This window comes from Streptomyces sp. NPDC041784 (genome assembly GCF_055591025.1).
On record NZ_JBVJAB010000032.1, the window covers coordinates 31660 to 46797 of the forward strand.

The window sequence follows — 15138 nt, forward strand, 5'->3', positions numbered from 1 at the left end:
GCGCTGGACGACATGGCGGTATGCGCGCGGCGTGACGATGACGTACCACCTCACCGCGTACTCCCCGTGGGAGGGCTACCGGGTGATGGTCAACGGCAGCCCGGGCCGGCTGGAGCTGGTCGCGGACCTGCGGCCAGGGCTCGGACCGGTCACCTGAGAGCCGCAGCCGTAGCCGTAGCGGTAGTCGCAGTCGTAGCCGTTGTCGTAGTGGTAGCCGCGGTCAGTGCCACGCGCGGTACGGCTCGTCGACCATTTGGAAGACCGGCTCGCCCCGTACCGGGTCCTTGACCGTGGACAGCCGCACGCGGTCGCCGCTGTGGATGCCGATGAGCGGGCCCATGACCCGGCCGCGCACCACGAACCCCTCGGCCATCTCGACCAGGGACACGTTGCGGGCGGAGGGGGTGTTGCGGTGCACCACCGTGGCATGGCGGACCGTGCCGGTGCCCTCGCTGCGCTCGGTGCGCAGATCGCTGCCCTGGCACACCGGACACAGCAGCCGGTGGTACATGGCGGTGCCGCACCAGGTGCAGCGTTGGAAGAGGATCGCGTCCGTGTCCGGGCCCTGGCGGTCGAGGACGCCCGCCGCGGAGCCGACTGCCTGCTGAACGGCGCTTCCTGAGTGGTGGTACACGCTGGTCAACTCCCTGCGCTGGGCCGGAATCCCACGTGCGCGGCTCACCCGTGCACGCACGTGCGCGGCTCACCGTGCCACCGTGCACGCGCTCAGCGTATGGCACTCAGTGCCACTCGTAAAGGCACTGGGTACCCCGAATATCTGGCACTCGCTCAGATGCGCGCCAGGCCGCTCAGTCCCGCGCGAGGGTCGTCTCGATCTCCTGCACCACCCGCCACAGCGGCGCCCCCCGCCGGGAGACGATCACCACGACATCCTCCGGCCGCTCACCGGCGGGCAGCCCCGGCCCTTCCGGTGCCGCCGATGCCGCCTCCGGTGCCGTGCCGAACGCCGCCTGCACGTACCCCAGCGCGTGGTCCACCGTCACGCTCGCGTCGCCCTGCCCGTCGGACCGCAGCCAGGAGCGCAGCGCGTTGTTGTGCGCGGCGACCACGGCGGCGGCGATCACGTCAGCTCGCAGGTCGCCGTCGGGCCGGCCGGCGAAGCGGCCGCGCAGATACGCGGCGAGCGCCCGCTCGTAGCGCCACACCACCGACAGCTCGTACGCCCGCAGCCCCGGCACGCTCTTGGTGAGCCGGTAGCGCTGCACGGAGAAGGCGGGGTTCTCGGCGTACATCAGCAGGACGAGCCGGGCGGCGTCGCAGACGCGCCGCACCGGCTCGTGGTCCTTCTCGCTCGCCGCGAGGAACTCGGTCATGTCGGCCAGGCACCGCTCGTGGTCGGGGAAGACCACGTCCTCCTTGGAGGGGAAGTAGCGGAAGAAGGAGCGCCGGCCGACGCCGGCGAGCGCCACGATGTCGTCGACCGTGGTCTGCTCGTAGCCCCGCTCCAGGAACAGCTGGAAGGCCGCCGCGACCAGGGCGTCCCGCATCGGCGGCTTCCCGGCCTCGGGTCTGCTGGTGGAGCTGCTCATGCCAGCGAACGTAGCACGCGCATGGCACTCAGTTCCCTGAGGAAAGGGAACTGAGTGCCCCGTGTCCCGCTCAGGCCAGGTCACGGTGTCGACCCGCTTCGACGGACCTGACGCCTGACGTCAGAGCCGCTCGGCGGCCTCGACCACGTTGGTCAGCAGCATCGCCCGGGTCATCGGACCCACCCCGCCGATCGGCGGCGCGAAGGACCCGGCCACGTCACCGACGTCCGGGTGGACGTCACCGAGGACCCCCTCGACCGTGCGGGTCAGGCCCACGGAGAGCACGGTGGCGCCCGGCTTGATCCAGTCGGGCCGGACCAGGTGCGCCACACCGGCCGCGGCTACCACCACGTCCGCCTCGCGGGCGTGTGCGGCCGTGTCCTGCGTGGCCTCGTGGCACAGCGTGACGGTGGCGTGCTCGGTGGCGCGGGTCAGCATCAGACCCAGCGGACGGCCCACCGTCACCCCGCAGCCGATGACGCAGAACTGCTGACCGGTGATCGGCACCAGGTTGCGGCGCAGCAGGTCGATGATGCCGCGCGGGGTGCAGGGCAGCGGCGCCGGTATGCCCAGCACCAGCCGGCCCAGGTTCGTCGGATGCAGCCCGTCGGCGTCCTTGACCGGGTCGATCAGCTCCAGCACCGCGTGCGTGTCGATGTGGGCGGGCAGCGGAAGCTGGACGATGAAGCCCGTGCAGGCCGGGTCGGCGTTGAGCCGCAGCACGGCCGCCTCCACGTCCGCCTGGGAGGCGTCGGCGGGCAGCTCCACCCGGATCGAGGCGATGCCGACCTGCGCGCAGTCCCGGTGCTTGCCGCCCACGTACGAACGGCTGCCCGGGTCGTCACCGACGAGGATCGTGCCCAGCCCGGGGTGGATGCCGCGCTCCTTGAGCGCCTGGACCCGCAGGGCGAGTTCGTTCTTGATGTCGGCCGCGGCGGCCTTGCCGTCGAGAAGTGTTGCGGTGGTCACGAGTGGACGAGCCCTTCGGGAGAGAACGACGGTCCCGCAATCGTACGACCCGACCGGACCCGGCGATCTCAGACCCGGACGTCGGCGATCTCAGGCGCCATCGGCCTCACATTGTCCGGAGGTCGGCCCTCGCGGGGGCACGCCCGGGGGCCCGACGTAACCTTTCCGCACCTCACCTCACCTCACCCTCCCCACCTCGCGAGGAGCCCCGCATGTCCGCCGCCGCCCGCCCCCGCCTCCTCTACGTCACCGACCTGGCGTACCCGGCGCGCGGGCGCCGCTACGGCGACGAGGACATCCAGCTCACCGCCCGGCTGCGCGCCGCGTTCGATCTGGCCCTGTGCCACCCGCTCGACGCGGCCCGGCTGATGGACGGCTTCGACGCGGTCGTCGTCCGCAACAGCGGCCCCGTCCTGGCGTACGCCGAGGAGTACCGGGCGTTCCGCGAGCGGGCGGCGCGCGGCGGGACGCGCGTCTACAACCCGCTCACCGGCAAGGCCGACATGGCCGGCAAGCAGTACCTCCTCGACCTCACCGAGGCCGGCTTCCCGGTCATCCCCACCGTCGACCGCGCCGAGGACCTGCACCGCCTCCCCGCGGCGGACCGCTACGCCGTGAAGCCCAAGCTGGGCGCCGACTCCATAGGCCTGGAGTTCGTCACCGCCGACCGGCTGGCCGGCCTCGCCTACGGCACGATCCTGGTCCAGCCCCGCGTGGAGTTCACCTACGAGGTCTCCTTCTACTACGTCGACCACGACTTCCAGTACGCCCTGTACGCCCCGGACCCTGCCCGCCGCTGGGACCTGCGGCCGTACGCGCCGACCGTGGCGGACCTGGAGTTCGCGCACCGCTTCATCGAGTGGAACGGGCTCGCGCACGGCATCCAGCGGGTCGACGCCTGCCGGGCCCCCGGCGGGGAACTGCTGCTGGTGGAGCTGGAGGACCTCAACCCCTACCTTTCCCTGGACGTCCTCGACGACGCCGGACGGGACGCGTTCGTCGCCGCGACCACCCGTTCCCTGCACCGCTTCCTCACCGGCTGAACCCCGCCGCCCACGCGCGCGTATCTCTCCCCGGGGACACGGACGGAGGGAGATCAGCGTGCCGACACCGGCCGAACCGGGGCAGGAGCCCGACGAACGACCGGTCCTGGAGCCCATCCGGGTCCTGCGGCCCCGCAACACCGACGCGCTCGCGGAGCTGTTCCGCGAGATGACCGAGGACACCGAGACCTACGAGGCCGTACCACTGGCGGACGCCTCGGCGGCCGTGGAGGCCCAGACCGAGGAGCTTCCCCAGGTACCGGCAGGCGGGACGGACTTCTTCGGTGGGGGAACCGCGTCCTCGTCCCCGCCCGGCGGCGGGCGCCACCTCAGAGCGGGATCGACGTTCCGCCGCTCGGACGGGAAGCGCACCAGGGTCGGCTCGACGTCCCCGCGCTCCGGCGGAGCGGGCTCCGCGGCCCGATCCGCCTCCGCGTCCCCGCCCTCGTCGGCCGCCGGGCGGGGCGGGGCCCGGCCGGAACGCCCCGGGGCCCAGCGCCCCCGCTCCGGTCACCCGCCGGTGCCGGACGGCCGTCGGCGCACCGGATCCGGCGCCGGCCTGCGCCGCGCCGCCGTGACCGTCGCCGTCGCCGCGGCGGCGCTCGTCGGCTTCGGCTGCGCCCTGCTGCTGCCCGGCCGGGGCGGCGAGGCGGCGGCCGCCCAGACCCCTCCGTCGGCCACCCCGAGCCCCGCCACCACGGCCCCCTCGCCCACCACCGGCCCCGACGGCGCGGCCTTCCTCAGCGAGGGCGACAGCGGCCCCGAGGTCACCGACCTCCAGCAGCGGCTGCTGCGCATCCCGAACGTGTACGACAACGGCGCCACCGACGGGCGCTACGACGCCGTGCTCACCGCGGCCGTGGCCCGCTTCCAGCTCTGGTACGGCGTACGTGGCGACGAGGACGGGGTCTACGGCGACGACACCCGCCAGGCACTGGAGTCGCGCACCAGCGGCTGACCCGGTAACACATCGGAAAAGACGGCCGACGGGCAATGTGGCGCGTGTCACAATGCTCGGCGGGTCGACCCGCGTACGGCAGGTCGGCCCGCCGAGCCGAAAGCCGTCCGTATGAACGTCTCCCGCATTCCGGGCCTGGTGCTGCCCGTCGCCTTCCTGCTGGCCCTCGTCGTCGGGGCGGTCTGGTACTGGCGGCACCGCGACGACTGAGCCGTCCCCCTCGCCCTACTCCTCGCCGTCCTCGGGCACCCGGATGTCCAGGACGCACACGTCGTCCCGTCCCTCGGGGTCCAGCAGCCCGCCGAGCAGCCGCCCCAGCGGGGCGGGTTCGGCCGCGGCGGCCCGGGCCAGCCGGTCCAGTCCCCGGTCGATGCTCTCCGAGGGCCGCTCCACCAGGCCGTCCGTGTAGAGCAGCAGCCGGTCGCCGGGTGCGAGCCGGCACTCGGCCTCCGCGTAGCGCGGGGTGTCGCTCGCGCCGAGCAGCATCCCGCCGGGGCGTTCCAGATAGGCCGCCTCCCCGGCCCGCAGCAGCAGCGGCGGGGGATGACCGGCCTGCGCCCACACCAGCCGCCGGTCGGCGGGGCGGTAGCGGGCCAGGACCATGGTCGCCGTGCCGTGCGGGTCCCGGGAGTGCAGCAGCAAGGCGTTGAGCCGGGTGAGCGCCCCCGTCAGCGACGAGCCCGTGATGACCATCCCCTTGGCGGTGAACCGCAGCAGCGCCATCGCGGCGACCGCGTCCATGCCGTGCCCGGCGACATCACCCACCACGAACAGGGCGTCGCCGTCGGGGAGTTCGATCGCGCTGAACCAGTCGCCGCCCACGTTCAGCCCCGACTGCGCGGGCAGATAGGCGATGTCGACCCGCAGCCCGGCCAGCCGGACCGGCTGCTTCGGCAGCGGCAGCAGCGCGTCCTGGAGCCGGGCGGCCACCGTGCGCTCGGCCTGGAGCACCCCGTGCTGGGTGAGGATCGCCCGCTCGGTGGCGACCAGGGCGAGTTCGGTGCTGCGCTGCGCGGTGACGTCCTGCACGAAGCCGTGCACCTCGGCGGGGGTGCCCTGAGCGTCCGTCACCGCCTCGGCGACCGCCCGCAGATGCCGCACCCCGTCGTGCGCGGCGATCCGGAACGGCACGTCGCACGCCCGCCCCTCCCGGGTCAGCTCCCCGACGGCGCGGGCCAGCGCCGGCCCGTCCTCGGGCAGGGCGACCCGGGGCAGCCGGGCGAGCGGCAGGGCGCCCCGCGCCGGGTCCCGGTCCAGGACGGCGAACGCCTGGGAGGACCAGGTCGCCTCGCCGGTGACGAGGTTCCAGTGGGCCCAGCCGAGGTTGCCCAGCCGCTGGACGTCCGCCAGCCGCTGCTCCTGCCGGTCCGAGGCGTCGTGCCGGATCCAGCTGACGACCAGCCCGTCGCCCAGCCGCTCCGCCCGCGCCGAGTAGGTGGACAGCTCGCTGACCCCGGCCACCACCTGCTCCCGGGCGAACGGCTCGCTCTCGTACGGATCCGTGCCGGCCAGCGCCTGAAGGCAGCCCCGCCACAGCGGTTCGTCCGCCACGGCCGGCCAGCACTCCAGGAAACGCAGGCCGGCCAGGTCACGGCCGTGCCGGCCGCTCGCGTCGGACATGCCGGCGGTCGCGGCGGTGACCCGGAAGTCCTCGACCGCGCCCGCCGGGGAGCGCAGCGGGGTGAGCAGCACCGCGGCGACCGGCATCCGGTCGAACACCTTCTGCACGGCGTCCGCGGCGGAGCCGAGGGCGGGTTCCGGGCGGACGCCGAAGCCGTGCAGCGGGCCCGCGCACAGCCGGGCCACGGCCAGCAGCCGCTCCCGGACGAGGGGCGGGAACGGGCCCTCGCGCCGGCGCAGGATCCCGAGGACGGTCTCCGCCGGCTCGCCGGCGGCCACCGGCAGCCAGGCGCGTGAGCGCCATTCCTCGGAGGCCTCCCCGGCCAGCGGGTAGCGGACCCGGTCCACGGCGGGGTCCTCCAGCCAGCACGGCCGCCCGGTGTCGAGGGCGTCCAGCGCGGCGATCCCGGCCAGTGGCGGCACCCGGCTCCACCGCTCGGCCAGCGTGTCGTCGACCCCGGCGTGCCCGAGCAGTTCCAGCCCGCCGACGGGCAGCCGGGCGTAGATCATCACCGCGTCGGCGCCGGTGTCCGGGGCGAGCCGGTCCAGCAGACAGCGGGCGAGGTCCTGCGGGGAGCCGACCCGTGCCAGGGCCCGGGCCAGCCGGCCGAGGGCGTCGGACTCCTCGGCGGGGACGGGCTGCGGCGGGGGAACGATGGCGGCACCCGGTGGTTCCGGGGCGGTGCGGTCAGGGAGGGCGAGGCCGCCGAGGGCGATCCAGCACTCCTCGAGCAGGGTGTGCCGGGCGGTCGACGCCCGTCTTCGCAACTCCTCCTGCGCCTCGTCCGGGGAGCAGCCGAGCCGGGCCATCAGCAGGCCCGTGGCCCGCTCCAGGACGGCCGAGGTGGCCGCCAGGTCCTGCAGCCGGTCCAGTTCGGCGCGCTGGCGGGCCACGACCCGGGCCAGCGCGGCCAGGTCGGTCGCGGCGCCGGAGCCCGCGGGCGGGGCGGGTTCTGTCGTCACGCCCCGAGCATGGCACAGGAGCGCCGATGTGATCAGGGCCTTGGGGCGGCCTCCCCGTCAGGGGCGACGCCCGGAACTGACCGTGCCGTTCAGCGCGTGGAGCCGTGCTCCACCAGGGCCTGGGTCACGGCGCGGACGCTGCGGGCGATGTGCTGGAGCTGCATGACCTCGGCGGCGTACAGCTTGATCGTGTGCTCGATGACCGACTCGGGCATGCCCAGCCGGGGCAGGTCGGCGCGGGCGGTCTGCAGGGCGGTGCGGGCCACCCGCACCTCCTGCTGGACCTGGATCTGCGCGTGACGGGCGAGCAGCACGGGGTGGCGCAGCAGCGCCGGGTAGCTCGCGTAGCGCGCGGGCACCAGCTCGCGCAGCCACTTCGCGGCCGAGCGCTCCCAGTCGTAACTGCCGGGGCTCTTGACCTGGCACGGCCAGTCCGGGCTGATGCGAGTCGTCGTCGTCAGGGTCATGATCATCGCTTCCGGGTGGGTGGCGTCGTGAGGATGGTCCGACGGTTCGGGGCGGCCCCGGTCTAGGGGATGACCGGGGCCACCACGGGCGCTCTCGCGAGGAGAGGCCCCGAGCGCCCTGGGCGCCGACGCGGGTAGGGGACGGCGGCTTCGGGTGCCCGTACAGGTGCCCTGCTGGGCGGTGCGGCCGTAGGCAGTATTTATATATGCCGTCTTCTTTGCAAGGCGTATGAAAACATTCATGCGCGAAATGGCCGCAATGATCCCTGTGTCTCTTTCCGAGGGAGGGGGGTGGGTCAGTCGCGCAGGAAGAACTGGTGCTGCTCGGCGATCTGCTCGTACTCCTCGAGCCGCGCCTGGGTGCGTTCCGGGCCCGCGTCGGTCATGGCCTGGAGCACCGCGGCGGCCATCACCCCGGGGGCCGCGTACGAGTCGAAGACCAGCCGGGACCCGGTGCCGGAGGCGAAGGTGACGTCGGCCTCGTCGGCCACCGGCCCCAGCGCCAGGTCGGTGATCAGCGCGACCTTCAGCCCGGCGCTGCGGGCCACCCGTACGGCCGTCAGGGTCTCCGTCGCGTGCCGGGGCATCGAGAACGCCAGCACCCAGGTCCCGCCCGCTTCCCGGGACTGCAGCAGCGCGTCGTAGGCCACGCTGCCGCCCCGGGTCACCAGCCGGACGTCCGGATGGACCCGGCGGGCCGCGTACGCGAAGTACTCGGCGAGCGAGACCGAGATCCTGAGGCCCAGGATGGTCAGCGGCGTCGACTGCGACAGCTTGCGGCCGATGTCGATGACCTGGTCGGGGTCGGCGAAGTCGCGGCGCAGGTTCTCCAGGTTCTCGATCTCCGCGTCGACCGCCGCCTGGAGTTCGTTGCTCCGGTTCACCTCGGCCGCCGCGGGGCCGCCCGCCAGGGTGCCGATCGCGATCGACTGGAGCCTCTCCCGCAGCGCGGGGTAGCCGCTGAAGCCGACCGCCGCCGCGAACCGGGTCACCGAGGGCTGGCTCACGCCGACGCGTTCGGCGAGGTCGGTGATCGACAGGAACGCCGCCTCGGTGATGTTCTCGATCAGATACTGGGCGATGCGCCGCTGGCCCGGGGACAGATGGGGCCCGTCGAAGAGGGCCCGCAACCGGGAGGTCGGGGACACCTCCGCCTCCGGCGCGGTCTTTCCCGAGGTGATGGCGGATGCCTGTGCGCGTGCCTGCTGGGGCGATGGCACCGGTGCGCCTCCTTTGTCTCCCACGCAGCTCAACATAGCTCACGGACTGTGCCGGACAGGGTGCCCGAGCGCGCCCCCGCCGTGCACCCCGCTTGCGGTTACCGTCGGTAGAGCGTGACCTGGCCGCCCGCCTCGCGCGTGGTCGGGCGGGCGGTGGGGGCCGGCGACTTCCGCGCGGCGGGGCATCACGGCGTTCGCCGGCCGGGCCACGGGCTCGGCGTCCGGCCGTCGGCCTCCCCACGCCGAAGACGCGGGACGCGAAACGGTCCGCGTCAGCCCCGTGGGGCCGTCGCGGACCGTTCGGCGTCGTGCAGGGGTTACCGCTTCAGGATCCGTACCGACAGGCCGTCCGCCGTGTACACGGGCACGGCGCGCAGCGTGGGGGAGTCCAGCTCCACCCGGTCGAACTGGCCGCGCAGGGCCGAGGCCGCGATCACCGGGACGACGCTGCCGGCGACCGGCGGCTGCCCGGCGTCCGGGCGCAGCGACAGCACCGCGCCCCGCTCCAGGCAGACCCGGCCCGACACGGTGAGCGCGGCACCGTGGTGGCGGCGCACTGTCAGGTCCAGCGTCGCGCCGGACTCCTGGACCCACGCGCCGCGCACCCGCACCGCCAGGCCCGCGCGCAGCGTGCCGCCGGTCAGCCGCACATCGCCCTGGCCGAGCGCGTTCGCGTGCCCGGCGACGAGCGTGCCCTCCTCCAGCACGGTGCCGCCGTGGTAGCGGTTGTGCCCGGTCAGGGTCAGCGCGCCGGAGCCGCGCTTGGTCAGCGCGCCGTCGCCCTCGATGTCGTTGCGCCAGGCGTCGGCCGCGTGGAAGCCGCCCTTCGACGCGTCCAGCGTGACCGTCACGTCCGCGTCGAAGGAGCCGTAACCGTCGGCGGCGGCGAACAGGTTCAGGCGGCCCCACTGCTCGAAACCGTCCAGCAGCACGTACCCGGAGGGCAGCGCGGTGCTGCGCAGCACCTCACGGCGCTGGGCGGCGCTCAGGTACGGCTGGCGGGTCTCCAGCAGCACCTCGGCGCCCTTGGGCACGGTGAGGGGCTCCTTGCGGCCCTCACGCTCGAGGACGTACGTCAGCCGCGGCTCGTTGGCCCGGGCGTTGGCCTTGCGGTCGGCGTACGCGTCGGAGGCGTCCGAGTGCGCGTGGGCGAACAGCGTGTCGGCCGTCGTGCCGGTCTTCTCGGTGAAATAGGCCAGGGCCTGGGCGCGGGCGGCGGCCTTGAGCTCGGCGTTGGCCGGGTCGGCCAGCGCGGCCGCGGCCAGGGCGGTGGCCATGATGCGGCCGCCGATGACGTCGACCGTGGAGTGCATGCCGGACACGATCCGGGTGTGGCTCAGCTCCAGGGCGCGGGTCACCAGCTCCTGGAACCGCTCGGGCACCGCGTACGCGAACGCCAGCGACGCCAGGTGGAAGGCGTTGGTGTGGCCGCTGGGGAAGCCGCCGTCGTCCACCGGGGAGGTGCTGCGCTGGCGCAGCAGCTGCGGGACCACGACCACCTTCGAGTCGTAGACCGGGTAGCCGAGCGCGTCGGTCCTCCCGGTGTCGACGACCTGGCTGTTCTCGTTCATCCGCCACGGACGCGGGTACTGGAAGGCGTACTTGCCCGGGTTGCCGGAGGCGAACGGGCCGCGCACGGTGTCGACCAGCTTGGCGACCTGGCCGAGGTCCGAGGTGTACGAGCCGGCGCCGATCGCGGAGCCGGCGGGCGCGCCCGCGGGAACGGCGTCGCTGATGGTGGTCGCGGGGGTGGTGTCCGGCGCGCCGGTGATGGACGTGACCGCCTTGGCGCCCGTCCGGTAGAGGTCGGCCAGCGGGCCGAGGGCGCCGATCATCGCGTAGCTCTGGTGCTGGCGGTCGAAGACGAACGCCTCCCTGCCCTGCGCCTCCGTGCGGGCGGTGGTGACGGCTATGCAGTAGCGCACGTTGGCGCGCAGGATCTCGGGCCGCAGCGGCGTGCCGGTGTTCCAGGCGCTGCCGGTCTTCCACACCGTGGCGAACCCGCCGAGGATCCGCACGACGGCGTTGGTCTCGGGCGTGAGGTTCGTCGTCAGGTTCGTCTTGTAGTCGTCGACGAACGGCAGCGGGTTCACGGCGGCCTTGGCGTCGGCCGCGCCCAGCCAGGAGGCCAGTGTCGGGGCGGCGACCAGGGCCGCCGAGCCGCCGAGGGAAGCCTTCAGGAAGCGCCTTCTGTTCACGGCCGAGGGGAAGGGGGTCCCGGCGGGTGACGGCATAGGTGTGCCTCTCTTGAGTTCTGCGGCCCTGCGGCCAGAGGGAAGAGGTGCGATCACGTGCGACTCGTGAGCCTTCTGATGACTTGTGAGCCGAATGATGCGTACGAGCGAAGATCTACGGCCGGGTTGTGTCGCTTCCGCGATGACCCGGCGTCCGGTGCGTGTCCCGCGGGTGAACGGGCGGTGGTCGGCTCACAGAAGCGAACGCGCCAGCGCCACCGCGCCCTCGACCGGCGGGACGGTCAGCCGTCGCGGGCGGGCCTCGGAAAGCGCTTGGGCGAGCGCGGTGGTGAAGGCCTCGTACAGCGCGGGCTGGCCCAGGACCGTGCCGCCCGCCACGACGACGTCGCGGGCCGCGATCCCGCGGGCGGCGAGCCGGACGACGAGCGCGGCGAGGGCCGCGCCGGCCTCCGCGATCACGGCACGGGCGAGCGGTGATCCCTCGGCGGCGGCCGCGAACACGGCGGGGGCGCGCCGGCCCCACTCGGCGGAGACGTCCGAGGCGCCCTCCAGTGCCGCGCCGAGCGCCGGGACCTCCGGCACCCCGAAGGCGGCGACGAGAGCGCGGGCGAGGGCGTCGGGCTCCTCGCCCCGGTCGTGCGCGGCCCATACGGCGCGGGCCGCCTCCCGGACGAGACCGGCGGCGCCGCCCTCGTCGCCGAGGACCGCGCCCCAGCCGCCCACCTGGACGGGATCGCCGCCCGGCAGCCGGCCCACCGCGACCGAACCGGTGCCGGCGACCAGGCCGACACCCTCCTTCAGACCGGCGGCGGGGACGAGCAGTTCGGCGTCGCCCACGACGTGCGCGGGGACGCCGAGCAGGTCCTGCAGGGCGGTGCGGATCCGCGCGCACTGGCGCGGTGTCTCACAGGCGTGCGGATGGGTCTTGGTACCGCCCACGTCGACGCCGACCACGAGGGGGCACGAGGGGGGAGAGTCCTGCACGGATCCTCTTTCGTCGTTGCGTGGAGCTGCTGCGACGGCGGGCGAACCGGGACCGCGGGAAAGCGAGTCGGCGAACTAGGGAAGCCCCGGGACGGGCTTCTGACGAGGCACGGCAGGCGAGTACCGTGAAGTTCGTTAGGAAGTTAACTAACGAAGTACAGTGCGTCAAGAGGAATCGCGCACTCGACCATCGCGGGGCCCTTCGGGGCCGCGGCGGGGCGGGAAGGCGCGCCGTCGGTGCATCCCATCGCCGCAGTCCGCCGACACGGTCGGTCCGGGCGCGCGGCCCGGTACCCGTGGGGGAAACTGTGGAACACGACGTGGCGGAGGCCCCCCGCCTGACCGAGAGCTCCAGCGCGGTGTTCGCCGTGCTGGCCCAGGCGGGCAGCGCGACCCGGCCGCAGCTCGCGAGCCTGGCGGGGCTGTCCAAGCCGACGGTGTCCGCCGCCGTGGCGGAGCTGGAGGGCGCCCGGCTCGCCGCGCACTCCGGCACCGCCTCCAGCGGCACCGGCCGCTCCGCCGCCGTCTACCGGCTCGGGCCCGCCGCCGGCGCCGTGCTCGCCGTCGATCTCGGCCCCGCCCTGACCCGGGTGCGGGGCTGCGCCCTGGACGGCACCCCGCTCGCCGAGGCCACCGCCTCCCGCGAGGACGCCGCCGACGCCGTACGCGAGGCACTCGACGCGCTGCCCGCCGGTGTCCCGCTGCGCACCATCGTGGTCGCCGTCGGCGACGTGGCCGCCCGGGACCGGCGGGGCAGCGGGATGCGTCCCGCGACCGCCAAGGCCGGCCCGGTCTTCGACGCCATCACGGTCGCCCTACCGCCGGGCGTGCCCGTCCACCTGGAGAACAACGTCAACTGCGCCGCGCTGGCGGAGCTGCACGAGGGTGCCGCGCGCGGCCACCACACCTTCGGCTATCTGCGGATCGGCGTCGGTATCGGTCTCGGCATCGTCGTCGGCGGCCAGGTGCTGCGCGGATCCAACGGCGCCGCCGGAGAGCTGGCCCGGCTGCCCTACCCCTGGGACGACGGCCGCGAGCCGCACCGGGAGGCCCTGGAGGAGTACATCGGCGCCCGTTCCCTGCTGCGCCGGGCCGCCGCGGCCTGGCAGGACGGCGACGGCCCGTGCCCCCGCACCACCGAGCGGCTCTTCGCCCTCGCCGGGGAGGGCCGGGCCACCGCCCGTGCCGTCGTCGGCCGCCACGCCGTGGACGTGGGCCGCCTCGCCGCCGCCGTGACCGCCGTGCTGGACCCGGGCCTGATCGTGCTGGGAGGCAGCACGGGCGCGGACCCGCAGCTCCTGCCCGGTGTGCGGGCCGAGCTGGCCCGGCTGAGCTGGCCCACCGAGGTGGTCAGCAGCACGGTCGGGGATCTCGGCACCGTCACGGGTGCCGCGCGGCTCGCGGTCGCCCGGGGAGTCCAAACCGTGACCGAGGCCGCGCGGACCAAGGATTGACGGCCCGCGACTCGGTCTGCCAATGTCCGGACAAGCGCTTTCTAAGTCGGTCGGGACACCGGCTTGGGGTGAGCGTCCCGCCGGTACACGACGTACGGCAACCGCACCAGGGCGTGCTTGTGCGGCGACGGCCACAGCGGCCGGGGACCCTCTCCTGTCAGGATGACGCGGCCGGGCGAGGCCGCGCCCTCGGAAAGCGAACTCTTTTCACAATGCACCAGTGCCGCCTGGGTCGGCGCCGTGCTCCGTCCCCTATGACGAAATGGGATCGAAGATGACCACTGTGGGTGTGCGGCACTCCAGCCGACTCGGCCGCGGCGGTATGCGCCGCCTGGTTCCCCTCGCTGCCGCCGCGTCGGCAGGTGCCCTGCTGCTCTCCGCCTGCGGAGGGGGCTCCGACTCGGGCGGCACGTCCAAGTCGCTGACGTTCTGGATCTCCACGGTTCCGGGGCAGGACGCGGGCTGGAAGAAGCTGGTGGCGCAGTACAAGAAGGAAGCCGGCGTCTCCGTCAAGCTCGTCAACATCCCCTACGACGGCTACCCCACGAAGCTGCACAACGCCGCGCAGGCGAACTCGCTGCCCGACGTGGCGGCCGTCCCGGCGCTGGACCCGATCTGGTCGAACAAGCTGATCGACCTCAGCTCCATCGCCAACAACAAGACCAACAAGATCAACGCGAACTTCATCGCCAAGGACTCGTCCGGGAAGGTGCTTGCCATCCCCTCGGACGTCACCGCGTCCGGCATGTTCATCAACAAGTCGCTCTTCGAGAAGGCCGGCGTCTCCTTCCCGACCTCGCCCTCGAAGACCTGGACCTGGACCGAGTTCATCGAGGCGGCGAACGAGGTTCGGGAGAAGACCGACGCCAAGTACTCCCTGACGTTCGACCAGTCGCCGTCCCGGCTCCGCGCCATGGTGTACGAGATGGGCGGCCAGTACGTCCACGCGGACTCCTCCGGCAAGTTCTCGGTGGACGCGGCGACCAAGAAGGCCGTGAACACCTTCGTCGGATGGAACGACGACAAGACCATGCCGAAGTCGGTGTGGACCAGCGGCGCGGACCCGTCGGCCATGTTCCAGAGCGGTGACGTCGTCGCCTACTGGTCCGGCGTGTGGCAGGTTCCCGCCTTCGCCGACAGCATCAACAAGTTCGAGTGGGCGAGCGTCCCGACCCCCGCCCAGCCGGTGCAGGCCAGCGACGTCAACAGCGGCGGCATGACGGTGGGCTTCAACAACAACGCGGACGCGGCCAAGGCCGCGACGAAGTTCCTGTCCTGGCTGTACGAGCCGGCGCACTACCAGGCGCTGTGCGAGGCGTCCGGGTTCCTGCCGGTCGAGAGCGGTCTGAGCCCGAAGTACCCCTTCAAGTCCGAGGCGGCGCAGGCGGCGTTCAAGCTCTACAACGAGTCGATCCCGCTCTACGCCCCGATCTCCGGCTACTTCAACAACGCGCAGACGAACTGGGTGCTGAAGGGCAAGAGCCTCACCGAGGACCCGACCAAGACGGAGCTCGGCAAGGCGATCAACGGCCAGCAGTCGGCCGACAAGGCCCTGCAGAACATCGTGGACGGCTACAACCAGCAGGTCGGCGGCTGATCGCAGGCCGGCGGGGGGGGGGGGGGGGGGGGGGGAGGGGGCGGGGGGGACGGGGGGGGGGGGGGGGGGAGAGGTGGGAGGGTACTTCCTGCTGCAATAGGGGGTTTCCGACAAAAGG

13 protein-coding genes are annotated in these 15138 nt (G+C 73.5%); 5 read left to right on the top strand and 8 right to left on the bottom strand.

The features are described from left to right. Positions 1–31: 31 nt before the first annotated feature. On the top strand, positions 32–157 hold the full coding sequence (locus ACZ6D7_RS39725) for a hypothetical protein (protein WP_469501620.1): 126 nt from the start codon (positions 32–34) through the stop codon (positions 155–157). Positions 158–220: 63 nt separating this feature from the next. Here ACZ6D7_RS39725 and ACZ6D7_RS39730 read toward each other — a convergent pair whose 3' ends face one another. From ACZ6D7_RS39730 to ACZ6D7_RS39740, 3 genes are all read right to left on the bottom strand, one after another. After that, complete coding sequence (locus ACZ6D7_RS39730) at positions 221–634, bottom strand: Zn-ribbon domain-containing OB-fold protein (RefSeq protein WP_469501622.1); 414 nt, start codon at positions 632–634, stop codon at positions 221–223. Between the two features lie 175 nt (positions 635–809). Next, positions 810–1550, bottom strand: a complete 741-nt coding sequence (locus ACZ6D7_RS39735) for a TetR family transcriptional regulator (protein ID WP_469501625.1) — start codon at positions 1548–1550, stop codon at positions 810–812. Positions 1551–1670: 120 nt separating this feature from the next. After that, entirely contained in the window at positions 1671–2519 is an 849-nt protein-coding gene (locus ACZ6D7_RS39740) for a bifunctional methylenetetrahydrofolate dehydrogenase/methenyltetrahydrofolate cyclohydrolase (RefSeq protein WP_388387846.1), read from the bottom strand. Between the two features lie 212 nt (positions 2520–2731). On the opposite strand from ACZ6D7_RS39740, the gene ACZ6D7_RS39745 reads away from it, so the two are divergent. Further along, positions 2732–3562 (top strand): ATP-grasp domain-containing protein, encoded by an 831-nt coding sequence (locus tag ACZ6D7_RS39745; protein WP_469501629.1) that lies wholly within the window; start codon positions 2732–2734, stop codon positions 3560–3562. A gap of 58 nt (positions 3563–3620) precedes the next feature. Further along, a complete protein-coding gene (locus tag ACZ6D7_RS39750) occupies positions 3621–4520 on the top strand; it encodes a peptidoglycan-binding domain-containing protein (protein WP_469501632.1) in 900 nt (299 codons plus the stop codon). A gap of 225 nt (positions 4521–4745) precedes the next feature. On the opposite strand, the gene ACZ6D7_RS39755 is transcribed toward ACZ6D7_RS39750, so the two are convergent. From ACZ6D7_RS39755 to ACZ6D7_RS39775, 5 genes are all read right to left on the bottom strand, one after another. Further along, positions 4746–7103, bottom strand: coding sequence for a SpoIIE family protein phosphatase (locus tag ACZ6D7_RS39755; protein ID WP_469501636.1), 2358 nt, complete (start codon positions 7101–7103; stop codon positions 4746–4748). 89 nt (positions 7104–7192) lie between these two features. After that, positions 7193–7576, bottom strand: coding sequence for a hypothetical protein (locus ACZ6D7_RS39760; RefSeq protein WP_469501638.1), 384 nt, complete (start codon positions 7574–7576; stop codon positions 7193–7195). A 290-nt stretch (positions 7577–7866) separates the two neighbouring features. Further along, a complete protein-coding gene (locus tag ACZ6D7_RS39765; RefSeq protein ID WP_469501641.1) occupies positions 7867–8790 on the bottom strand; it encodes a MurR/RpiR family transcriptional regulator in 924 nt (307 codons plus the stop codon). Positions 8791–9107: 317 nt separating this feature from the next. Further along, a complete protein-coding gene (locus ACZ6D7_RS39770; protein ID WP_469501644.1) occupies positions 9108–11024 on the bottom strand; it encodes a phosphatase PAP2 family protein in 1917 nt (638 codons plus the stop codon). Positions 11025–11216: 192 nt separating this feature from the next. Next, positions 11217–11969: a BadF/BadG/BcrA/BcrD ATPase family protein gene (locus ACZ6D7_RS39775; protein ID WP_469501646.1), complete on the bottom strand. Its 753-nt coding sequence runs from the start codon at positions 11967–11969 to the stop codon at positions 11217–11219. 320 nt (positions 11970–12289) lie between these two features. On the opposite strand from ACZ6D7_RS39775, the gene ACZ6D7_RS39780 reads away from it, so the two are divergent. Continuing rightward, entirely contained in the window at positions 12290–13423 is a 1134-nt protein-coding gene (locus ACZ6D7_RS39780; protein WP_469501649.1) for an ROK family transcriptional regulator, read from the top strand. Between the two features lie 274 nt (positions 13424–13697). Beyond that, positions 13698–15020, top strand: a complete 1323-nt coding sequence (locus tag ACZ6D7_RS39785; RefSeq protein ID WP_469501654.1) for an extracellular solute-binding protein — start codon at positions 13698–13700, stop codon at positions 15018–15020. The last annotated feature ends 118 nt before the right edge of the window (positions 15021–15138 follow it).

Coding starts and splice junctions, on each gene's coding strand:
- ACZ6D7_RS39735 (WP_469501625.1), bottom strand. CDS start 1,550: ATGAGCAGCTCCACCAGCAGACCCGAGGCCGGGAAGCCGCCGATGCGG.
- ACZ6D7_RS39745 (WP_469501629.1), top strand. CDS start 2,732: ATGTCCGCCGCCGCCCGCCCCCGCCTCCTCTACGTCACCGACCTGGCG.
- ACZ6D7_RS39760 (WP_469501638.1), bottom strand. CDS start 7,576: ATGATCATGACCCTGACGACGACGACTCGCATCAGCCCGGACTGGCCG.
- ACZ6D7_RS39770 (WP_469501644.1), bottom strand. CDS start 11,024: ATGCCGTCACCCGCCGGGACCCCCTTCCCCTCGGCCGTGAACAGAAGG.
- ACZ6D7_RS39785 (WP_469501654.1), top strand. CDS start 13,698: ATGACCACTGTGGGTGTGCGGCACTCCAGCCGACTCGGCCGCGGCGGT.